Genomic DNA, 20,281 nt, shown 5'->3' with positions numbered 1-20,281 from the left:
CCGTCGCCGACGGCAAAAACGAAGCCTTTGAGGCGGTGTTTGCAGAGCTTGCGGCTGCCGTTCGGGCCAATGAACCGGGGAACGTATTTTATACGTTGACCCGGTCACGGTCCAACCCACAGGTCTACAAAGTGCTGGAGCAATATGTTAGTCAGGACGCCATGAATATTCATGGCAGCAGCGACTATTTCAAAGCGGCTGGTCTAAAGCTTGCGCCCTGCCTCGCGGGTGCACCTGAACTCGAATATCTTGATGCATTATAAAGCTTAAAACCTCTATTGGGCCGTGAACGCATAAATCTCACCTTCGCGGTTTGAGGCCATTTTGTTCAGTGCAAGGAATTCTCCTTCATTCCTGTCGCTGTTATTTCCGCATGTGCATACCCTCTTCGCCTCTTCGTGCAAAACGGACTCGCGCAGAGGACGCAGAGGTACACATTCCCCACCCCCGTCACCCTGAACTGGCTTCAGGGTCCATTTATCCTTTATAGCTCTGGGCGTGCTGCACGATGGACCCTGAAACAAGTTCAGGGTGACGAAGTGGAAGGATGACGGGCCATCGTTCAACGGTGGCAGTGATGTGCAATGTCACAAATGCAACATGGCACCAATGGCCCTAGCCATTGTGGCTGACAATCCAGTCTTCCACGACAGGTGCAATTTTTTCGCGCCATTTGCTGCCGTTGAAGATGCCATAATGGCCAACCTCTGGCGCCATATGATATTTTTTGAGCGCATCAGGCAAAGCGGTCGCGATGTTAAGCGCGGCTTTGGTTTGCCCAAGGCCGCTGATGTCGTCGCGCTCACCTTCAATGGCCAGCAGGCCGATGTCCGTAATCGCGCCAGGATCAACGAGCTTGCCGCGATAGTTGAATTCGCCCTTGGGCAACAAATGACGCTGAAATACGGTATCTACGGTCTGCAGATAAAATTCCGCCGTCATGTCGCAGACCGAGCGATATTCGTCGTAAAATTCTTTGTGCCGATCCGCGCTTTCGCCGTCGCCTTTGACTAGGTCGGAGAACATCGACCAATGGCTGACCATATGGTTGCCCAGATTCATCGACATAAAGCCCGAAAGCTGCAGAAAACCGGGATATACCCGCCGTCCCGACCCTTTATAATATGGCGGGACGGTCGCAATGACATTTTGTACGAACCATTCATGCGGGCGGCGTGTGGCGTGGTCGTTTACCGCCGTCGGTGCTTCGCGGGTGTCGATTGGACCGCCCATCATCGTCAAGGTGCGTGGCCGCAACGGATGGTCCTTCGCGCTCATCACCGCAGCAGCGGCATAAGCCGGGACCGAAGGCTGACACACCGCCAACATATGGGCGCCGCGTCCGCCGGCATCGGGGCCGATGAATTCAAGCCATTCGATGAGATAATCGATGTAGGTTTCAAGATCAAAGCCGCCGCCGGTCAACGGCACATCGCGCGCATCTTTCCAATCGGTGATATAGACATCATGCGTTGGAATCATACGCTCGACCGTTCCGCGCAACAGCGTCGCGAAATGGCCGGACATAGGCGCGCAAATCAGCAATCGCGGTTTCGCGCTGCTGCCTTCATAGACGAACCGCTTCAACTGTCCAAAGGGCTTGCGTGCCAGATTCTCTTCTTGAACCGGCAACGTCTTGCCATCGACAGTAACATTATCCAACCCGAATGCTGGCTTTCCGCGCGGCAAAACCGAATGGGCAAAAACATCCAATGCCGACGCCGCGATGGGGGCAAGACCGCCCACACTAAATGGCCCAGTGAAATTCTTGAGCATATCTGCCTGCGCCTGTGCAATTTTTCCCGCACCTGCTAACCAGCTCCGTTGCATATCATAAGCGGTATAAAGCATCTGCAATCCTTAGATTTCCGTCTTTCGGCCCAGAAAAACAGGGCGTTCTTGTGGAATCCATAAGCGTTTATTGTGCATTGCACCATAGAAAAAGGCATCGGCATCATCTGTCGCGCATTGTTACCGCTTCGGCGCACTGCTAGGCGAACCGAATGACGAACGAAATTTCCGACATTCCGACAACGCCTGCACCCGACGCCATTGAGGCGCCTGTCTTAAAACAAAAGCCTAATTTCGGCAGCTTGCGGATGATCGGGCATTTTACGATCAAATACCCCGGACAGATTGCATATGCGCTTCTTGCGCTCATAGCGGCAGCATCATCGACACTGGCCATCCCATATGGCCTGCGGCTGATTATTGATGAGGGCTTTGCGAAAAATGGCGGCGACCCCGCGCCATATTTTTATCTGTTGCTGGGCATTGTCGTTGTCATCGGTGTTTCGACAGCATTCCGTTTTTACTTTGTCAGCTGGTTGGGCGAACGCGTCGTCGGTGACATCCGCGTTGCCGTTCAAAGTAACTTGCTTCGGCTTGCGCCACGCTTTTTTGAAGAGAATAGGCCCGGCGAAATCGCGAGCCGGATGACCGCAGATACGGCGATTATCGAACAGATTGTTGGCACCACGGTGTCCGTTGCGTTGCGGAATATCTTCATCGGTATCGGCGGCGTGACATTGCTTTTTGGCTTGGCTCCAAGTCTGACCATTTGGCTTTTGGCGGGCATTCCGGTTGTTGTACTGCCAATCGTCTTTCTCGGTCGGCGGTTGGAAAAGGCATCGCGCACCAGTCAGGATAATGTCGCCAGCGTCGGCACCATCATTTCGGAAGCCCTTGGCGCAATCAAAATCGTTCAGGCATTTGGTCAAGAAACGCGTGAGGGCGTCAGATTTGCAGACGCCGTCGAGGGCACATTTGCCGCCGCGAAAAATCGTATACGGATACGCGCGTTCCTGACAGCGTTGGTCATGGCCCTCGTTTTTGGCGGCATCACGCTGCTGGTGTGGGAAGGCACAGACCAAGTCAAAGAAGGCATTATAACCCCCGGCACATTGTTTTCTGTAGTGCTCTATGGCGGACTTGTCGCCGGATCCTTCGGCGCATTGACCGAAGTATATGGGGACCTTGTGCGGGCATCGGGCGCGGCTTCGCGTTTGGCAGAGCTGCTGCATGAAGTACCCGAAATTGCGCCCCCCGCCAGCCCAGTGGTCATGCCACCCGCGCGCGGTCAGCTTGAGTTTCAGCATGTCCGGTTCCGTTATCCCACCCGATCCGAAGTTGCTGCGCTTGACGATTTCAGCCTGAAGGTTTCCCCCGGAGAGACTGTCGCGGTCGTCGGGCCATCAGGCGCAGGCAAGTCGACCTTGTTCCAGCTTGCTGAACGTTTTTATGACCCAGAAGCCGGCACCATCCGCATCGATGGCGTGGCGCTGACCAGTGCAGATCCAGCCGAATTCCGCCAGCGCATCGCCCTGGTTCCGCAAGACACCGTTTTATTCGCGGCCTCCGCACGGGACAATTTGCGCTATGGTCATTGGCTGGCGGACGATGCCGCCATTTGGGCAGCAGCAGAGCAAGCGAATGCCGCGGAGTTCCTGCGTGCCTTGCCAGAGGGGCTGGACACGTTTTTGGGCGAAAGCGGTGCGCGCCTATCTGGTGGTCAGCGGCAGCGCCTCGCGATTGCGCGCGCTCTGCTGCGCGACGCCCCAATTCTGTTGCTCGACGAAGCAACCAGTGCATTGGATGCCGAAAGCGAACGCCTTGTTCAGGACGCGCTTGAACGCTTAATGGTTGGCCGCACGACAATCGTCATTGCCCACCGCCTCGCGACCGTACGGTCCGCAGACCGCATCATTGTGATGGACCAAGGCCAGATTGTTGAAGAGGGCGACCACGCGACACTCAGCGCGGCTGGCGGCCTATATTCGCGTTTGGCCAGTCTGCAGTTCGACGCTTAAAAAGACGCGCGCAAACGGTCGCGCATGGCAACTGGTTCCGACGCCTGCGGAACAGGGGCGCGCATTTTCTCGCTGAGCCGTTGAAGGCGGACATATAATTCTTCGCTCGCGCCGATCAGCGCTTGCGCCTCTGGGGGAAATTGCAACACCAGCGACCCATCGCTGGCCGGCGCATAGCCCAGATTGTTGGTTTCGTTTCGCGCTTCGCTTTCGGTTATTTCGCCAGCCCGCAATGCCTTTTGGTTCAACAACCACGCAATGCTGTGCATCAGGCGTGTGGTAACCTTGAGAGACTCGCAGGAGAAGGCGACCGAAATCTCCGGAGACAAATGCCCCGCATCAAAGCTGCGATCAAAACAGGCGCGCGCTTCATCGGCGAGCAGCATCGCTTCTGTGTACAGAGAATCCACTAATAAAGGGGTCAGTTCGAGTTTTGCGTTACGCATGCGCTTTTATGACACGACGTTCGACCACATGTTAGTGCAAACAATCCCATCGCGGCAACATATTGCGAGTGTGCCGGTATGAAACAATCATCGCGCAATTGTAAACGTTTGGGACGGGAACAGATCAGGCGATAATGTCGGGTACAAGCTGATCTTCAAGACGCATGATTCGGTCTTTCAATATCAGCTTCTTCTTTTTCAGACGCGCAATCTGAAGCTGATCAACAACCGACTGCATGGTCAGCGCCGTAATGGCATCATCCAAGTCGCGATGTTCAATCTTCAGTTGTTCCAGCTGCTGCTGGTAGCCGTCGTCGTTCATTCCCCCTTCTAACCAGAGTCGTGCAAACAAGTCATCGTTAAAAGCGGGCATGATTGCAGGCGCATGTTTCTGGTGCACGCCAAACGCAAAATTATCACGAGACTCGCGCGATGTTTCGTGATTTACTTTGTCTGTTGGACCACCGAGTCTTACGCTGAAGGAGAATGATGTGAATAATAATCATCTGTCCGCACTTCGCAGCAAACATGCTGACCTTGAACAAAAGTTACAGCGCGAAGAACATAGACCCTTTCCTGACACCGGCATCATTCTGAGCCTTAAGAAGCAAAAGCTGCATCTTAAGGACGTACTTATGCAGGAATCGGCCCTAACTGGCTGACTACGAATAATTTCAAGCGGGGTATCGCTTGCCTTTTGTGTCTCTGCTAGATGAGACAGATGGAAAGCGCTACCCGTTCTGCCCGCAACATATTGACCGGTCTTCACGAAGTGATGGCCTCGCGAAATCATGCGCAAGGCAAGCTGAACCATGTGGTCAATATCATTGGTGAAGCGCTGTCGAGCGAAGTGTGCTCGATATACCTGTTGCGCGATGGTGCGCTTGAATTATTTGCGACGCGCGGATTGAACGAAGCGGCGGTCCACGTCACCAGACTTGGCCTAGGCGAAGGCCTTGTCGGCACGATTGCGGAAAATGTCGAAACGTTGAACTTGGATGAGGCCGCAGCCCACCCCAATTTCCGCTATGTGCCCGAAACAGGCGAAGAACGCTTTCACAGCTTTGCAGGCGTGCCGATTGTGCGTTCCGAACGCGCGGTTGGCGTATTGGCCGTGCAGCATGTCGAACCACGGAAATATGAAGAGGTCGAAATTGAGGCGCTTCAAACCGTGGCAATGGTGCTGTCAGAACTGATCGCCAATGCAGACCTTGTCGACGAGCCAAGCGCGCGGGGCGAAAATGACACCGGCACGATTAGCCTCACGGGCCTGCCGCTCGTCAAGGGCGCGGCGGCTGGCGTTGCCATTTTTCACCAGCCCAATGTCCGTATTGAACATACCGTCGCTGAGGATATCGAAGCCGAGCGTCACCGCGTCTATTCCGCCTTTGACAAAATGCGCGAACAAATCGACCGCATGGCCAGCCAAATTGATTTCGGCACGGGCGGCGAGCATGAAGAGGTCATCGCGACCTATAAGATGTTCGCATATGACGAAGGCTGGAGCCGCCGCATTAACGAGGCCATCGACAGCGGCCTGACTGCGGAAGCAGCCATCGAACGCGTCCAGCAACGCACCCGCATGCGTATGCGTCAGATTGACGATGCGCTGCTTGCGGACCGCATGCACGATCTGGAAGATCTATCCAACCGGTTGCTGCGGATTGTGTCGGGTCAGATGAGTACCGCGGCGCAACTCGGTCTGAAAAAAGACTCGATCCTGATTGCGCGCAATTTGGGCCCGGCTGAACTGCTCGAATATGACAAACGCCGTCTGCGCGGCGTGGTGCTTGAGGAAGGTTCTCTCACGGCGCACGTCGTGATTGTCGCGCGCGCGATGGGTATCCCCGTATTGGGCCGCGTACAAGGCATCCGCCACAAGGTCCGCGATGGCGACATGCTACTTCTGAACGCCGACGAAAAAAGCGTCATCGTCAGGCCGTCGTCAGCTGCCGAGGAAATCTTCCAACATGATCTGGTCGATCGGCAAAAGAAAAAAGCCCGCTACGCAGCGATGCGTGATGCCGCATCGGTCACGAATGATGGCGTGCCGGTGACGTTAATGATCAATGCCGGATTACGCGACGATATGTCCGCCTTGGCCACCACCGGCGCGGAGGGCGTTGGCCTGTTCCGCACAGAATTCCAGTTTTTGATATCTGCCACGCTGCCTCAACGTGAGCGTCAGCAACGTTTTTATCGCGATGTCATTGAAGCAGCAGGCGACAAGCCAGTCATTTTTCGTACGCTCGATATCGGTGGCGACAAACCCCTGCCTTATTTGAAAGACGAAACGAGCGAGGAAGAAAACCCTGCGCTCGGCTGGCGCGCGCTGCGCCTGTCTTTGGACCATGCAGGGCTGATGAAGGCGCAGGCCCGCGCGCTCATTGAAGCGTCCGCAGGCCGCACATTGAACGTGATGTTTCCGATGGTGTCAGAGCCGTGGGAATTTGACGCGGCCCGAGAAATATTTGAAGGCCAGATGCAATTTTTGGGTCGGCAAAAGAAACGGCTGCCCACGAAAATCCGTTATGGGGCCATGCTCGAGGTGCCGGCACTGGCCGAAACACTCGATATGTTGCTGCCTAAAATCGATTTTCTGTCGATTGGTACAAATGATCTCACCCAGTTCCTGTTTGCAGCGGATCGTGCGGACCCGCGACTGGCCGAACGATATGATTGGTTGAGTCCCGCCATTTTGCGCTTCATCCGGCGCGTGGTTCAGACAACAGACGGCTATCCTGTCGACGTGGCGGTATGTGGCGAAATGGGTGGCCGGACACTCGAAGCACTCGCGCTGATTGGCTTGGGCATCCATCGCCTGTCGATCACGCCAGCGGCCGTGGGACCCATAAAAGCGATGGTCCGCACGACCAACCATGCAGATATTCGCAAGAAGATGGACGAGCTGCTGAAAAATCCCACCGGGAATTTGCGTGAAGAACTGGCAAAATGGGCAGCAAGCCAAGGCATTGAAACCGGCTAATTTGCAGGATTTCCCAAAGGTGCAGAATTGTAATCGCCGTTGACTTTATCAAGAAGATGACCATTGTCCGCATAACTGCACAAAGAGGTGGAAAAAACGGGGCGTGGAGATTGCAGTGGACTTATTAGCGACTGTTGACGAAGATCACGGATCCGTAGGTAGCCAGCTAAAAGCAGGCCGCGAACGGCTGGGCCTTAGTCTATCCGATATCGCCGCAAAAACGCGTGTGCCGACTCGCCACCTCGAATCTATCGAGCAATCAGATTTTGATGCCCTCCCGGGCCAAACATACACGCTCGGTTTCGCGCGATCTTATGCGAATGCTGTCGAAATGGATGCTGCGGCAATTAGTGAGGCGATGCGCTGGGAATTGGCGCGCAGTGGCCATGAAGGCTATCAGGCACCAGCTCAAAACTACGAACCAGCTGACCCCGCACGGGTACCTTCGAAAACACTCGCATGGACGTCGGCCGCAATCGCGGCGGTGGCGCTGGCGGCATATTTGATTTTCAGAAGCCTAACACTCACAAATGCTGCGCCAGCCGAAAAACCGGTCACGTCACCGATCTCGGTAAAGCCAGCCGCCACAGCGCCGATCGCGCCTCTGCCGGCAAATAGTGCTGACCCTGCTCAGCAAAGTACCGACAACGCGGAACAAATCTAAATAAAATCAGGTTTTCTTTGCACTGAAATGGTGTGATGGGTATTTATTGCGTTGGTCCAATCAGCGATACGTCCAAACTTGTCAGTTTAAGGGGAATGAGCAATGAATTTTCGGCTTGCTTTGTTGAGCGGCGCAGCATTTGCACTCAGCGCATCCGCAGTTGCGCAAGATGCAAATATTGACGGACGCGTGGGCAAGCTTGAGAAGGAAATGCGCGCTGTCCAGCGTCAGGTCTTTCCCGCAGGTGCCGGTAAATTTATAGCACCTGACATCCAATCACCCACCGCGACAAAGCCCGAGAACACCACGACGACGTCAGCAACGTCGGACCTGTTGGTGCGTGTCGACGCGTTGGAAGCACAGCTGGCGACTTTGACGGGTCAGGTCGAGCAGCAGGGCAACAATATGCGTGGCCTCGAAGCGCGCCTGAAAATCTTGGAAGCGCAGTTGGCGAGCGCGCAGCTGGCGAGTGCACCGCAGGCAACCGAAGTGCCGGCAACCGCACAGGCCACAACCGCTCCAAGCGTCTTACCTGCCGCAGCATCTGTGCCCGCAGCAGTGACCGTCAAGCCGAAACCCGTTGTAGCAGCAGCCAAGCCTGCGGCTACGGCGGCTAAACCGAGCGCAGCGCGCGTTGCCGCAGTTGCGGCCATTGAACGGCCAGCCACTGGCGACGCTTTTGACGATGGCTACACTTATGGCTTCAGATTGTGGGAAGCGAAATTCTACCCAGAAGCGCAAGCCACGCTGGAAGAAACGCTTAAAACATATCCAAAGCACAGACGTGCAAGCTTCCTGCGCAACTTGCTCGGACGGGCGTGGCTTGACGACAAAAAGCCTGCGACCGCCGTTAAAATTTTCTACGACAATTACAAAGCAGACCCGCGTGGCGAACGTGCGCCCGACAGTCTGTTTTTCTTAGGGTCAGCTTTAACCGACCTCGGCAAAACGGCTGAGGCATGCGAAGCATATGGTGAGCTTACAAGAGCCTATCCTGACGTTGCCAGCGGTCGCTTGGCGGATCGGGTCACTGCCGGTAAAACGCGCGCGAAGTGCAAGTAACCGTCGACGCTGCGCTTCTCGACCGATTTAACGGCGCGGTAAATGCGCTGCATGTCCCGGCGGGTGCGCGCATATTGTGTGCGGTGTCCGGCGGGCCCGACAGCCTGGCGCTGCTGATATTGTTGCACAAAACCATGCCCGATCGCGTTGTCGCGGCGACCGTCGATCATGGTTTAAGGCCAGAGTCCGCCGACGAAGCATTATATGTGCAGCGCATGTGCACAGACATGCATGTGCCGCACGTCATTTTGTCGCCTGCCGAAAAAATCAGCGGAAATATTCAATCCGCTGCACGGGCCGCAAGATACGCGTTGTTGGCGCGGGCGGCAGAGCAGAATGATTGTGCGTATATCGCCACCGCCCACCATGCCGATGATCAGCTTGAAACCGTTTTGATGCGGCTTGCCCGCGGCAGCGGCGTTGACGGGCTATCGGCTATCCGGTCGAAAAATGGGCATATATTGCGGCCCTTATTGGGGTTCACGAAAGATGAATTGATTTCCATTTGCGCGACCGCTGGGCTCAATCCGGTGGACGACCCCAGCAACACCAATACCGACTTTGAACGGGTCGCGATGCGCAATTGGCTCGCGAACACACAGCATCCCTTTCGCGCCGACCGCGCCGGACGCACCGCCAGCGCACTGGCAGATGCCTCAGAAGCGCTGAATTGGATGACCGGGACACTCACGCAAGAGAGGGTCCAGCGCGAAACGGACGCCGTGACCTGCGATGCGCGCGATGTCCCGCGTGAGATACAGCGCCGCCTGTTGATCCATTGTCTGCAGCTGATGGAACCCGAACTGGCCCCGCGCGGCGATGCCATTGACCACCTGCTTTCCGAACTTTCGTGCGGGCGCACCGCCACCATGGGTGCTGTCAAATGCGAAGGCGGCGACAATTGGCGATTTACCATGGCACCGCCGCGGCGGAACTAAGTTTAAGCCGACCCGAATTTTGCCAATCCCTATATTGTCATTCACATAATCGCGCCTACATTGCACCAGTATCTCCGCGTATTTGGCGCGGGGCTGAAATCAAGGCAGTGATGATGAACGACGAGCAGGAACCAAAGAGAAACCCGATGCTGCGGAATATGGCCATCTGGTCAGCCATCATTGTGGCGCTTCTGGTCGTCGCCTCCATTTTCAACGGCTCATCCACGCCGACCAACGGTATCACTTATTCGTCATTCCGCGACAAGGTTGAGGCAGGCGAAGTCAAATCTGTGGCCGTCGCGCCGGATCGTATCAGCGGCAAAATGCAGAATGACGAAACGTTCGTCACGGTTCCGCTGCCCAATGACTCCAGCCTCCCTTCCTTGCTGATTGAAAAAGGCGTGGTGGTCGAAGCAAAAGCCGAAGAACAACCCAGCCTGCTGTTAATCCTCATATATCAGGCACTGCCATTCCTGCTGATCTTGGGCATCGCATTTTTCGTGTTGCGCCAAATGCAAAAGGGCGGCGGCGCTGGCGGCGCAATGGGCTTTGGCAAGTCCAAGGCAAAGCTGCTGACCGAAAAGCATGGTAAGGTAACGTTTGAAGATGTTGCCGGCATTGATGAAGCCCGTGAAGAGCTTCAGGAAATCGTCGAATTTTTGAAGGACCCGCAGAAGTTCAGCCGTCTGGGTGGCAAGATTCCCAAGGGCGCATTGCTCGTGGGTTCGCCGGGTACTGGTAAGACGTTGCTCGCACGCGCCATTGCGGGTGAAGCAGGCGTTCCATTTTTCTCGATTTCGGGTTCAGACTTCGTTGAAATGTTCGTCGGCGTCGGCGCGAGCCGTGTGCGCGACATGTTTGAACAGGCCAAGAAAAACGCGCCGTGCATCGTCTTCATCGACGAAATCGATGCCGTCGGCCGTAGCCGTGGCGCTGGCCTTGGCAACCAAAATGACGAGCGCGAACAGACGCTGAACCAGCTTCTGGTCGAAATGGATGGTTTTGAGGCGAATGAAGGCATCATCATCGTTGCCGCCACAAACCGCCCGGATGTGCTTGACCCTGCCCTGCTGCGTCCCGGTCGTTTCGACAGGCAAGTCGTCGTGCCGCGTCCTGACATTGATGGCCGCGTAAAGATCCTAGACGTCCATATGAAGAAAGTGCCCTTGGCACCTGATGTCGATGGCCGTGTCATTGCACGCGGTACGCCCGGCTTCTCCGGTGCCGACCTTGCAAACCTCGTCAACGAAGCGGCCCTGTTGGCGGCACGCCGTGGCAAGCGCTTGGTAGCTATGCGCGAATTTGAGGACGCGAAAGACAAGGTGATGATGGGCACCGAGCGTAAGTCCATGGTCATGACCGAAGACGAAAAGAAAATGACCGCCTATCATGAAGCCGGACACGCAATTGTTTCGATCCATGAAGCGGCTTCGGATCCAATCCATAAAGCGACCATCATTCCGCGCGGTCGCGCGCTGGGTATGGTCATGCGTCTGCCCGAGCGTGATAATTACAGCTATCATCGCGACAAAATGCACGCCAACCTGTCGGTATCAATGGGTGGCCGCGTGGCTGAAGAACTGATCTTCGGCTACGACAAAGTCAGCTCCGGTGCCTCAAGCGACATCCAATATGCGACGAGCCTTGCGCGGGACATGGTAACCCAATGGGGCATGTCCGACGAAATGGGCCCGCTGCAATATGAAGAGCGGCAGGACGGTTATCTTGGCTATGGCATGTCGCAGCGGTCGGCCATGTCCGACGAGACAGCACGCAAGATCGATGCCGAAATTCGCAAACTGGTGGAGGGCGGTCATAAACGCGCGACTGACCTTTTGAAAAAGCACGACAAGCAGCTCCATCTTTTGGCAAACGCTTTGCTGGAGTTCGAAACGCTGTCCGGTGATGAAATCAAGCAGCTGCTTGAAACCGGCAAATTCGAACGCGACGATGGCAAGATTGCGCAACCATCGTCCATCCCGACAGTGGGCACGGCTATTCCAAAGGCAGGTCGTCGCAAATCATCACCAGTTGGTGACGTAACGCCACAAGGCGTCTGATTTTCATCTTTGCAAGATAACCTCAACGCTCTAGTCCGGTTGACGAGAGAGTTGAGGTCGCAAATATGAAATTCGCTGTGCTTATTGCCAGCGGTGCGCTGTTGTGTGCCGTTCCCGCCCAAGCCATGGATGCGGAAACATTTTATGTGAAGGCGCTCGCCCTCAAGAAAAAGGGCATGGGCGCGGTATTCTCAAAAGAAATAAAGCCGATGGCACGGCTGTTTCAAGCCGCCGCGGCTTCTGTCAAAGCAGAAAATGAACAAGCGCATGCGGCGGGCAAGCCGTTGTTTTGCGCGCCCAAAAAATATCGCCTGACCGCCGAGCAATTTCTGGAGGGTTTCGCGAGCATTCCCCAAGAACGCAGGCGCATTCAAACCGTTCGGGATGCCTGGCGCGAGATCGTGATACGTCGTTTTCCGTGTTAGGCCGATCCTAAATCGCGCCGGAGAGCGGCAAAGTTAAAATGCATATATTGTCAGCTGACACCGATGGCGACAACGAGGACGGCAAATAACGTCAGCGCGGTCATGGCAAAGACGGATAACAAGCACATCCGCCAAAAGGCGCCAAATCGCGACGTTTCATATGCCTGATGCAATTGCCGGTACATGTGAATGGGCGGATAAAATGTGAGCAACAATCCGCCGATGGTTTCTGTCGGGCCAAAGCTAATCAATACTCCGCAGATTAGGGCAAGCAGCATCATGAAGGTCAATGAGTAGGTCACGAACACTGCGTGATCGAACATCTTGAACCGCCGGCGCCAGAAAAACAGCAGCCAGACAAAGGGGACCGATATCGGAATAAGTGCCCAGCTGTATTTATAGGCATTGGATTGCATCTTGTAGAAAAGCAGCTGCGGATTTTTCTTCGCCGTTTCCGCTGCCTTGTTGAGATAGGCTGCGCCCGGAAATTCCAAGTCGGTAAATTGGTACCCGTCGGCATCATTGGTTCCGTTGCCGAAGCTGTTCGCCGCGGTTCCCATGAGCTTAAGGCCCAACCTGTCCGATTTCAGCTCTTGCTCCAACGCTTGCGTTGGCTTTCCTGCTAAACGGGCAGCGACCACTTCCTTTTCCAGCCGGGCGATATCGTCCCGCAATTTGCGCTGTTCGGCCGCAAATTCGGGCGTCGCGACCGCTGCTTTGGTGGTTCCAGCGCCCAACTCAACAGCGGCTTCGTTGCCATGCGACATCGAGTTAAATACCGCAAAGGTCAGGAACACCGAAAATAGAAACAGCGCGAGTGGAGACACAAACTTGGCGCGTTCACCATGGACATAGCGCCGCGTTAACTCCCCGGGTTTCCAGAACAGCATGGGCAATGTACGCCAAATCTTGCCATCGAAATGCAGGACGCTGTGCAGGATATCGTGACCAAACGCACTCAATGTGCGGTGCGCCTTCGCCTTTTGGCCGCATATGTGGCAATGTGGCCCAAGCAACACGGTGCCGCAGTTCAGGCATGTATCCGATGGATCTTTGCCCTCGCCCGCATCCGGCTCAATAGCGCGCGCAAGCGCTGCGCCAGTGATGATATCTGCTGCGGCTGCCAGTTCCCCACTCATCTGACCTTTGTATCAGCGGTGCGGTGGAATGCCAAAAGAAAAGGCCCGGACAAGCCGGGCCTCTTTCTTCAATATATGTGCGCTAAATTACCGGTCGTAATCGCGCTGCATGCCTGCGCCCCGTGCAGGAGCAGCGGCCGTGAGGCGAAGTGCTTCTGCCGAAAGGCTGATCGAGCCGACTGCATCGGCTTCTTCATCCTCATCCACCTGAACCTTCTGAAGCGACTGCACGAGGCCTTCTTTCAGCTGGTCTGGGCGAACCGTTTCTTCAGCGATTTCGCGCAAAGCCACAACGGGGTTTTTATCGCGATCACGATCAACAGTCAGTTCAGCACCACCAGAGATTTCACGCGCGCGTTCGGCGGCGAGTAATACGAGGTCAAACCGGTTGGTGACCTTGTCGATGCAATCTTCAACAGTAACGCGTGCCATCTTGGCTCCTGATTCTTCGGAATTTCGGGAAGTTGCTCGCGCCTAAAGACAACCAGCGAAAATGTCAATGAAAAGGGCAGGCTGCTTGCCGTAGCCTGCGCAAAGCGGTAACTTGCGTTATGGCAACACAATCAGGCACCCCGGGGTTTCCCGGAAAGCAGTTTCAGGTTGCTGGCCATCAGCTCCATCTGGTGCATGCCCCGAACGACAGGCTTGATGCGGTGTTACGCCTGATCGCGGTGGCGGAAAAATCTATCCAGATGTTTTTCTATATGTTTGCCGATGATTCGGTCGGACGCGACGTAAGGACGGCGTTGGTCGCAGCGGCAAACCGCGGTGTGCAGGTGCAACTGATCATCGACAGCTTTGGTTCTGCCGCGATTAGCGACCGTTTCTTTGACGAACTGACCGATGCGGGCGGAAGATATCATTGCTTCAGCACCCGCAAGGGGTTGGGCTATATCATCCGCAATCATCAAAAAATCCTCATAGCTGATGGCACGCACGCTTTGGTGGGCGGATTTAACATTACCGATCAATATTTCGGGCGCGCAGGCGACGATGACTGGGAAGATCTGGGCATCATTATAACCGGTCCGGAAGTGCCGCGGCTGGCGCGCTATTTCGACGACATGGCAAGTGCATCGGCCGACGGAAAGGTGCGCTATCGTAAAATCCGGTCGATTATCCGGCAATGGCGTCCGGGCATAGGCGAAGTCCAATGGCTGTTGGGCGGGCCGACAAACCGGATCTCGCCATGGGCGCTGACGTTCAAACGGTCTTTGCAGGTCGGAAAACGGTTCGACATTGCATCGGCCTATTTTTCCCCGTCGCAAACGATATTGCGCCGATTGGCGAAGGTGGCGAAACGGAACAAGGGATCGCGCCTCATCATGGCGGGTAAAACCGACAATGGGGCCACCATTCCCGCGGCACGGTTGCTGTACCGTTACCTGCTGCGGCGTCGAACGAAGATTTACGAATTCCAGCCGCGCCGCCTCCACATGAAGCTTATGGTCATCGATGACGCGGTGTATATTGGCTCGGCCAATCTCGACGTCCGCAGCATGTTCATCAATCTTGAGATCATGGTCCGTATCAAGGATGATGCGCTTGCGCTGCATATGCGCACGTTGATCGATGGGCTGGTTGCCCAATCCGAAGAGCAAACGCCTGTGTTGTTAAAAGCGCGCGACAATGTTTGGAGCCGGTTCAAGGGTTGGTTTGCATATTTCCTCGTGAATTCGGTGGACTACACCATCGGCCGGCGGATTAAGTTCAGCCTACTGCGCAACCGGTAATCACTCTTTCCAGCCCCAGAAAAGGTGGCATGGCAGGATGTTCCAGAGTTCGTACCCGCTATCGATTTTACGAAAATGTGGCGCCATAAAATCGCGCGCACGGGCGCGGAACTGGTACACAAGAAATGCGCCGCCGGGCCGAAGGGCTTTTGCCGTTTCCGCCGCAATTACCGCCCCTAGATTGTTGGGCAGTGTCGAAAAAGGCAGCCCGGACAAGATATAGTCCGCATGCGCAAATCCGAACTGGCCAATAATCTCATTTACGTCAGCGGCCGACCCATGCACCGCAATAAAGCGGCTGTCGTGAATATTGCGGCGCAAATAGTCGATGAAATCTTCGTTCAGGTCGATGACCAAAAAGGTCGCATCGGGACGCATGCGGTCCAGCACCGGCTGGCAGAATGTGCCGATGCCCGGTCCATATTCAACGAACAGCTTATTATTGTTCCAATCCACCGGCGCGAGCATTTTTTTGACGGTCTTGGATGAGGACGGAATGATCGATCCGACCATCACAGGATGCTTGATAAAGCCTTTGAAGAAAACGCCCCACGGACCAAAAAAGCGGCTGACCCAGGTTTTGATGCGGTCAAGCGCGCTCGCTTTAGCCAAAGTTGAAAATGTCATGCGATGGGTCCGGGGACAATTGTTGCGGGCTTCTGACAGTCAAAATTGGACTCCGTTTATGCAAACGCATTAATTAATATTCTGTTCCGCCACGCTTGCATTGTCTGACCCATCGGTCCTAATGCCGCAGCTATGGCAAAGCTTCCCCGAGGAACAATTTCAGTGATTTTCGTGGCGCAGCGGACCGATGCTGATGCAGCGGGCTATGCGCGCGCAGCCGCGATGATGGAAACGCTGGCTGTGCAGCAAGAGGGGTATATCGCCATGGATTCAGTGCGGGGATCAGACGGGCTTGGCATAACCGTCAGCTATTGGACTGATGAAGCCAGCGCAACAGCATGGCGCGATCACCCCGAACACATAGCTGTGCGCGATGCAGGACGCGATCTTTGGTACAGCGATTACAGTCTGCATGTCGCAGAAGTCACGCGCAGCTATGATTGGGAAAAACCATGAGTAAAGTTCAGGCCATACCCAACAGCCGCGTCGTCGTCCTTTTCCTCGTCATGCTCGTGGCCGCCGCAGGCAACACAGCGATGCAGTCGGCATTGCCGGCCATCGCAAGCGAACTGGATATGCCCGACGTGTTGGTCAGCCTTGCGTTTAGCTGGTCTGCACTTTTATGGGTCATCACCGCACCCAAATGGGCGCGCTTGTCCGACCGGCGGGGCCGCAAACAATTGATGAGTGTCGGCATCATTGGCTTCATCTCATCAATGGGCCTTTGCGGATTGGTCTTGTGGCTTGGCCTTGCCGGCCTGATCGGCCCAATCGTTACATTCATACTCTTTGCGATCTTCCGCAGCCTTTATGGCGGTTTTGGTTCCGCAGCCCCGCCCGCTGTGCAGGCTTATGTTGCCGCACGAACCGAACGCGCCGAGCGGACGAAGGCATTGTCGATGCTTGCATCGTCGTTCGGCGTGGGCACCGTCATTGGCCCGGCGACCGCGCATTATTTGTTGTTCCCACCCTTTGGGCTGGCCGGACCGTTGATCATGTTTGCGATATTTGGCGTCGCGGTACTGATCGCATTGCATGTGCTGTTGCCGAACGACACGCCGCGCTTTGCCGCGCGCGGTGCGGTTGCTGCCTATCCCAATTCTGCGTCCATGAACACGCTCGATACCGAAGACGTCGATGGCGAAGCGCTGGGTTCCCTACCCGATGAAGAAGTTCGCTTGCCATGGCGCGATGAAAGAATGGCGCCCTGGCTTATTGCGGGCCTGATTGGCGGGCACGCGCAGGCAATCATCCTTGGCGTGGTCGGCTTCCTCGTCCGCGATCGGCTTGGGCTGCATGATCGCCCTTGGGAAGCGGTGCAGGCCAGTGGCTCAGTCATGCTGATAGGCGCAATGGCGACGTTATTGGCGCAATGGGGCCTCATCCCGATCTTGTCGCTCGCCGCACGCAGTTCCGTGCTTTGGGGTTCAATACTGGCGCTGATTGGCACCATATTAACGGGCGTTAGCCACGATTTTTACGGCATCAGCACTGGCTTTGCGATTGCGTCTTTGGGCTTTGGGCTGTTCCGGCCGGGATTTACCGCAGGTGCCTCATTGGCGGTCCGGCGGCACGAGCAAGGCGACGTTGCCGGCAAAATCGCCTCGATCAATGGTGCAGCCTATATTTTCGCGCCAGCCATCGGCGTCGCCCTTTTGAGCTGGTGGGAGCCAGCCACCTTCATCCTCATCTCTGCCTCATTGGTCTTTCTGATCATTTGGGGCAGGCGGGCGTTGATTGTTCCCGACGAAACGTAAGGCGCATGCCGCACCCTTGCTAAGTCACCACATCATGTCGTTTCGCACGCTCGACTAACCGAAGCAGATTTTACGCAAAAAAAAGGGCCGACCAAAGTCGACCCTGAAAAAGTCTTTAGGAGAGGATGCCTATAAGGCTTGTCCCCTATCGCGATATTCCATTTTTTGTGCAAGTGCGAACAGTGCAATAGCAGTTGCATATCCTGCAACTGCTATTTATAAGAACATCATGAATTCCGCGGCATTTGCACGATCGCAGAATCAAGTCACTTTTGTTGCAGTGCGACAAAATAAGGAGATGACATGCGCAGATTGCCACCATTACGGTCATTGGAAGCCTTTTTGCGCGTCGCCAAATTGGGTTCGGCCAAAGCGGCCGCCAGCGAATTGGCGCTGTCACCTCCCGCCTTAAGCCGCCGCATAAAGGCGCTTGAAGACTTTATCGGCAAATCGCTTTTTGACCGCCGTGCCCAAGCCATGGTCATTAACGCCGATGGCGAAACCTTACTGGCTGCCGTCGAGCCGGCGATGGACGCGATGGCCGAAGCTGTTGAAGAGCTTGCCGGCCGTGGCGGCGAATATCGCCTGCGCCTCGGCCTGCTTCCGCTTTTTGGTTCACAACGCCTTATCCCGCGCCTCCCCGAATTGCGCAAAGCTTTCCCGAAATTGCATATCGACGTTGATACCTCTGGCCATGCGGAAAATCTGCTGGGCGACGTGATTGATGCCGCGATCATTATCGCTGCCGAGGTTGACCCAAAACTCTACAGCGTTCGTCTCGACCGTAACCTTGTCTATGCAATCGCTTCGGAACAATGGGCCAAGGAGCATAATGTGCAAAAGCCCGAGGATTTGGCCAAACACACAATCATGGTCCACAGCGATATGCCCATGATATTCGATGCCTGGCGTCAGGCCATGGGCGTGCCCCGTTTAAAGCCCGCCGCCATTGATAGTTTGGATAGTGGCGCGCTCATGCTTGAAGCTGCCGCCAATGGGCTGGGCGTCGCGATCATGCACGGAAGCCATTTTTCGGACGCGCGTGACCCACGCCTGACGCGTCTTTTCGATACAGAGGTCGAAAGCCCCTATAGCTATTGGTTCGTGTGCCGCCCGCGCGCGCTGAAGCAGCGCGCCGTCAAAATTTTCCACGACTGGTTGTTAAAGTCCGGCGTATAAAATTCGGTATCGCGAACACTTGACCCGTCGCCCACCCCGCGTCATTGCAGTGTGATGACTGACGACGTTGCTGAACTGAATTTCGAACAGGCGCTCCGCGCGCTTGAGGATATCGTCCACAAGCTGGAAAGCGGTGAAGCGCCGCTTGATGAATCCATTGCACTTTATGAACGCGGCAACACGCTGCGGGCGTTGTGCCAGCAACGGCTTGATATGGCGAAGGCCCGGATTGAAGCGATTACCCTTGGCCCTGACGGTGCGCCAACGGGCACCACATCGTTCGACGCCGGATGAATGTGATGTCGGAGCTATCGACATCTTCGCTGCTTCAAGATGCGCTGGGCAGTATTGCAGCAGATGTTGACCAAGAATTCGACACGCTGCTGACATTACCCGGGGACGCACGCGACCGTTTATATGCAGCCATGCGGCACGCAACGATTGGCGGCGGCAAGCGCCTTCGTCCGTTGCTGGTGACGGCAACCGCAGCTTTGTTCCATGTCGACCGCAAAACGGCTTTGCGCGTGGGTACGGCGGTTGAGGCCATTCACGTTTATTCGCTGGTGCATGACGACCTGCCCTGCATGGACGATGATGATTTGCGCCGTAGCAAACCCACGGTGCATCGCGCATTTGACGAAGCGACGGCGGTTTTGGCGGGTGACTCGCTGCATGCGCTTGCCTTTGAAATCTTGGCCAATCCAGATACCCATAGCGACCCATTTGTGCGTGGCGAGCTGGTGTCGACGCTGGCGCTGGCCAGTGGCCCTGAAGGTATGGCTGGTGGCCAGATGATGGACATTGAGGCGGAGAATGCAGCGTTTGATTTGCAAACGGTTATGCGCCTGCAGGCGTTGAAAACCGGCGCACTTATTGCCGCAAGCGTCGAAATGGGCGCCATTTTGGGCCATATCCCACCCGAAGGCCGCACGCATTTACGCGGCTATGCCCGCGACATTGGCCTCGCCTTTCAAATTGCCGATGACATTTTGGATGTCGAGGGCGACCCTGAATTGGCTGGCAAGGCGCTGCAGAAAGATGCCGAGGCGGGCAAGGGCACATTTGTGTCGCTGATGGGGCTTGATCGTGCCAAGCAACAGGCCGAAATGCTGGTCCAGCAAGCCAATGATCATCTATCGAGCTATGGCGCAGAGGCGGATTTGTTGCGCGCTATTGCAAATTATATCACGGAAAGAGACCGCTGATGACCCACCGGATTGGCGTATATCCCGGAACTTTTGACCCCATCACCTTGGGGCATATGGACATCATCCGGCGCGGCGCGAAGCTGGTTGACGAACTCATCATTGGCGTGACGACCAACGCGTCAAAATCGCCGATGTTCGCGGATGAAGAGCGCATCGCCATGGTCGAGCGCGAAGTGGCGACAATCGGCGCGGATCATATCCGCGTCGTCGGGTTCAATTCATTGCTGATGGACTTTGCCGAAGCACAA

General features: G+C 55.6%; 22 protein-coding genes. 16 read left to right on the top strand and 6 right to left on the bottom strand.

Annotated features, from left to right (window positions below; translation table 11 throughout):
• On the top strand, window positions 1-263 hold a 263-nt coding region (locus ACIQ0G_RS04135), incomplete at its 5' end, for a putative quinol monooxygenase (protein ID WP_397576815.1).
• A gap of 352 nt (window positions 264-615) precedes the next feature.
• Here the strand turns inward: ACIQ0G_RS04135 and ACIQ0G_RS04130 are convergent.
• Entirely contained in the window at window positions 616-1,851 is a 1,236-nt protein-coding gene (locus ACIQ0G_RS04130; RefSeq protein WP_397576814.1) for a polyhydroxyalkanoate depolymerase, read from the bottom strand.
• 152 nt (window positions 1,852-2,003) lie between these two features.
• On the opposite strand from ACIQ0G_RS04130, the gene ACIQ0G_RS04125 reads away from it, so the two are divergent.
• On the top strand, window positions 2,004-3,809 hold the full coding sequence (locus ACIQ0G_RS04125; RefSeq protein WP_397576813.1) for an ABC transporter transmembrane domain-containing protein: 1,806 nt from the start codon (window positions 2,004-2,006) through the stop codon (window positions 3,807-3,809).
• Here the strand turns inward: ACIQ0G_RS04125 and ACIQ0G_RS04120 are convergent.
• Window positions 3,806-4,255 (bottom strand): DUF1465 family protein, encoded by a 450-nt coding sequence (locus tag ACIQ0G_RS04120; protein ID WP_397576812.1) that lies wholly within the window; start codon window positions 4,253-4,255, stop codon window positions 3,806-3,808. The genes ACIQ0G_RS04125 and ACIQ0G_RS04120 overlap by 4 nt on opposite strands.
• A 124-nt stretch (window positions 4,256-4,379) precedes the next feature.
• Window positions 4,380-4,577 (bottom strand): YdcH family protein, encoded by a 198-nt coding sequence (locus ACIQ0G_RS04115; protein WP_183941918.1) that lies wholly within the window; start codon window positions 4,575-4,577, stop codon window positions 4,380-4,382.
• 169 nt (window positions 4,578-4,746) lie between these two features.
• Here ACIQ0G_RS04115 and ACIQ0G_RS04110 point away from each other — a divergent pair, with 169 nt between their 5' ends.
• The 7 genes from ACIQ0G_RS04110 (at window position 4,747) to ACIQ0G_RS04080 (ending at window position 12,390) form a co-directional block, all read left to right on the top strand.
• The gene (locus ACIQ0G_RS04110) at window positions 4,747-4,917 is read left to right on the top strand and encodes a YdcH family protein (RefSeq protein ID WP_397576811.1); all 171 of its coding nucleotides are present in this window, start codon (window positions 4,747-4,749) and stop codon (window positions 4,915-4,917) included.
• 59 nt (window positions 4,918-4,976) lie between these two features.
• Window positions 4,977-7,241: a phosphoenolpyruvate--protein phosphotransferase gene (gene ptsP / locus ACIQ0G_RS04105; protein ID WP_397576810.1), complete on the top strand. Its 2,265-nt coding sequence runs from the start codon at window positions 4,977-4,979 to the stop codon at window positions 7,239-7,241.
• Between the two features lie 103 nt (window positions 7,242-7,344).
• Window positions 7,345-7,905, top strand: coding sequence for a helix-turn-helix domain-containing protein (locus tag ACIQ0G_RS04100; RefSeq protein ID WP_397576809.1), 561 nt, complete (start codon window positions 7,345-7,347; stop codon window positions 7,903-7,905).
• A gap of 102 nt (window positions 7,906-8,007) precedes the next feature.
• Window positions 8,008-8,967 (top strand): hypothetical protein, encoded by a 960-nt coding sequence (locus ACIQ0G_RS04095; RefSeq protein ID WP_397576808.1) that lies wholly within the window; start codon window positions 8,008-8,010, stop codon window positions 8,965-8,967.
• Window positions 8,958-9,905 (top strand): tRNA lysidine(34) synthetase TilS, encoded by a 948-nt coding sequence (gene tilS / locus ACIQ0G_RS04090; RefSeq protein WP_397576807.1) that lies wholly within the window; start codon window positions 8,958-8,960, stop codon window positions 9,903-9,905. The genes ACIQ0G_RS04095 and tilS overlap by 10 nt, the downstream gene beginning before the upstream one ends.
• A 113-nt stretch (window positions 9,906-10,018) precedes the next feature.
• The gene (ftsH, locus tag ACIQ0G_RS04085) at window positions 10,019-11,965 is read left to right on the top strand and encodes an ATP-dependent zinc metalloprotease FtsH (RefSeq protein WP_397576816.1); all 1,947 of its coding nucleotides are present in this window, start codon (window positions 10,019-10,021) and stop codon (window positions 11,963-11,965) included.
• A 77-nt stretch (window positions 11,966-12,042) separates the two neighbouring features.
• On the top strand, window positions 12,043-12,390 hold the full coding sequence (locus ACIQ0G_RS04080; protein WP_183941924.1) for a hypothetical protein: 348 nt from the start codon (window positions 12,043-12,045) through the stop codon (window positions 12,388-12,390).
• A 50-nt stretch (window positions 12,391-12,440) separates the two neighbouring features.
• On the opposite strand, the gene ACIQ0G_RS04075 is transcribed toward ACIQ0G_RS04080, so the two are convergent.
• On the bottom strand, window positions 12,441-13,529 hold the full coding sequence (locus ACIQ0G_RS04075; protein ID WP_397576806.1) for a DUF3667 domain-containing protein: 1,089 nt from the start codon (window positions 13,527-13,529) through the stop codon (window positions 12,441-12,443).
• Window positions 13,530-13,616: 87 nt separating this feature from the next.
• Entirely contained in the window at window positions 13,617-13,961 is a 345-nt protein-coding gene (gene rpoZ, locus ACIQ0G_RS04070) for a DNA-directed RNA polymerase subunit omega (protein WP_183941926.1), read from the bottom strand.
• A 119-nt stretch (window positions 13,962-14,080) separates the two neighbouring features.
• Here rpoZ and ACIQ0G_RS04065 point away from each other — a divergent pair, with 119 nt between their 5' ends.
• Window positions 14,081-15,262, top strand: a complete 1,182-nt coding sequence (locus ACIQ0G_RS04065) for a phosphatidylserine/phosphatidylglycerophosphate/cardiolipin synthase family protein (protein WP_397576805.1) — start codon at window positions 14,081-14,083, stop codon at window positions 15,260-15,262.
• Here the strand turns inward: ACIQ0G_RS04065 and ACIQ0G_RS04060 are convergent, their stop codons facing one another.
• The gene (locus tag ACIQ0G_RS04060) at window positions 15,263-15,889 is read right to left on the bottom strand and encodes a class I SAM-dependent methyltransferase (protein ID WP_397576804.1); all 627 of its coding nucleotides are present in this window, start codon (window positions 15,887-15,889) and stop codon (window positions 15,263-15,265) included.
• Window positions 15,890-16,021: 132 nt separating this feature from the next.
• On the opposite strand from ACIQ0G_RS04060, the gene ACIQ0G_RS04055 reads away from it, so the two are divergent.
• The 6 genes from ACIQ0G_RS04055 to ACIQ0G_RS04030 all read left to right on the top strand — a co-directional run.
• A complete protein-coding gene (locus ACIQ0G_RS04055; RefSeq protein ID WP_397576803.1) occupies window positions 16,022-16,345 on the top strand; it encodes an antibiotic biosynthesis monooxygenase family protein in 324 nt (107 codons plus the stop codon).
• Window positions 16,342-17,646 carry an MFS transporter gene (locus tag ACIQ0G_RS04050; RefSeq protein ID WP_397576802.1) on the top strand — a complete coding sequence of 435 codons (1,305 nt, stop codon included), beginning with the start codon at window positions 16,342-16,344 and terminating at the stop codon, window positions 17,644-17,646. Before ACIQ0G_RS04055 ends, ACIQ0G_RS04050 begins: the two co-directional genes overlap by 4 nt.
• 303 nt (window positions 17,647-17,949) lie before the next feature.
• Entirely contained in the window at window positions 17,950-18,825 is an 876-nt protein-coding gene (locus tag ACIQ0G_RS04045; protein WP_397576801.1) for a LysR substrate-binding domain-containing protein, read from the top strand.
• 54 nt (window positions 18,826-18,879) lie between these two features.
• Window positions 18,880-19,119, top strand: coding sequence for an exodeoxyribonuclease VII small subunit (locus ACIQ0G_RS04040; RefSeq protein WP_333569375.1), 240 nt, complete (start codon window positions 18,880-18,882; stop codon window positions 19,117-19,119).
• Between the two features lie 5 nt (window positions 19,120-19,124).
• Entirely contained in the window at window positions 19,125-20,030 is a 906-nt protein-coding gene (locus ACIQ0G_RS04035) for a polyprenyl synthetase family protein (protein ID WP_397576800.1), read from the top strand.
• Window positions 20,030-20,281 (top strand): adenylyltransferase/cytidyltransferase family protein (locus tag ACIQ0G_RS04030; RefSeq protein ID WP_397576799.1); only part of this gene is annotated, 252 nt, incomplete at its 3' end. The genes ACIQ0G_RS04035 and ACIQ0G_RS04030, both read left to right, overlap by 1 nt.

Source organism: Sphingorhabdus sp. (genome assembly GCF_044354325.1).
Taxonomy (GTDB): Bacteria; Pseudomonadota; Alphaproteobacteria; order Sphingomonadales; family Sphingomonadaceae; genus Sphingorhabdus_B.
The sequence above is the reverse complement of the archived record's forward strand: the minus strand, read 5'-3'. Positions and strand labels throughout refer to the sequence as shown.

What these genes read in the sequence shown, in the direction of transcription:
- ACIQ0G_RS04050 (WP_397576802.1), top strand. Translation starts at nt 16,342, where the DNA reads ATGAGTAAAGTTCAGGCCATACCCAACAGCCGCGTCGTCGTCCTTTTC.
- rpoZ (WP_183941926.1), bottom strand. Translation starts at nt 13,961, where the DNA reads ATGGCACGCGTTACTGTTGAAGATTGCATCGACAAGGTCACCAACCGG.
- ACIQ0G_RS04045 (WP_397576801.1), top strand. Translation starts at nt 17,950, where the DNA reads ATGCGCAGATTGCCACCATTACGGTCATTGGAAGCCTTTTTGCGCGTC.
- ACIQ0G_RS04125 (WP_397576813.1), top strand. Translation starts at nt 2,004, where the DNA reads ATGACGAACGAAATTTCCGACATTCCGACAACGCCTGCACCCGACGCC.
- ACIQ0G_RS04055 (WP_397576803.1), top strand. Translation starts at nt 16,022, where the DNA reads ATGGCAAAGCTTCCCCGAGGAACAATTTCAGTGATTTTCGTGGCGCAG.
- ptsP (WP_397576810.1), top strand. Translation starts at nt 4,977, where the DNA reads ATGGAAAGCGCTACCCGTTCTGCCCGCAACATATTGACCGGTCTTCAC.
- ACIQ0G_RS04065 (WP_397576805.1), top strand. Translation starts at nt 14,081, where the DNA reads ATGGCAACACAATCAGGCACCCCGGGGTTTCCCGGAAAGCAGTTTCAG.
- ACIQ0G_RS04095 (WP_397576808.1), top strand. Translation starts at nt 8,008, where the DNA reads ATGAATTTTCGGCTTGCTTTGTTGAGCGGCGCAGCATTTGCACTCAGC.
- ACIQ0G_RS04035 (WP_397576800.1), top strand. Translation starts at nt 19,125, where the DNA reads ATGTCGGAGCTATCGACATCTTCGCTGCTTCAAGATGCGCTGGGCAGT.
- ACIQ0G_RS04130 (WP_397576814.1), bottom strand. Translation starts at nt 1,851, where the DNA reads ATGCTTTATACCGCTTATGATATGCAACGGAGCTGGTTAGCAGGTGCG.
- ftsH (WP_397576816.1), top strand. Translation starts at nt 10,019, where the DNA reads ATGAACGACGAGCAGGAACCAAAGAGAAACCCGATGCTGCGGAATATG.
- ACIQ0G_RS04120 (WP_397576812.1), bottom strand. Translation starts at nt 4,255, where the DNA reads ATGCGTAACGCAAAACTCGAACTGACCCCTTTATTAGTGGATTCTCTG.
- ACIQ0G_RS04075 (WP_397576806.1), bottom strand. Translation starts at nt 13,529, where the DNA reads ATGAGTGGGGAACTGGCAGCCGCAGCAGATATCATCACTGGCGCAGCG.
- ACIQ0G_RS04040 (WP_333569375.1), top strand. Translation starts at nt 18,880, where the DNA reads ATGACTGACGACGTTGCTGAACTGAATTTCGAACAGGCGCTCCGCGCG.
- ACIQ0G_RS04115 (WP_183941918.1), bottom strand. Translation starts at nt 4,577, where the DNA reads ATGAACGACGACGGCTACCAGCAGCAGCTGGAACAACTGAAGATTGAA.
- ACIQ0G_RS04060 (WP_397576804.1), bottom strand. Translation starts at nt 15,889, where the DNA reads ATGACATTTTCAACTTTGGCTAAAGCGAGCGCGCTTGACCGCATCAAA.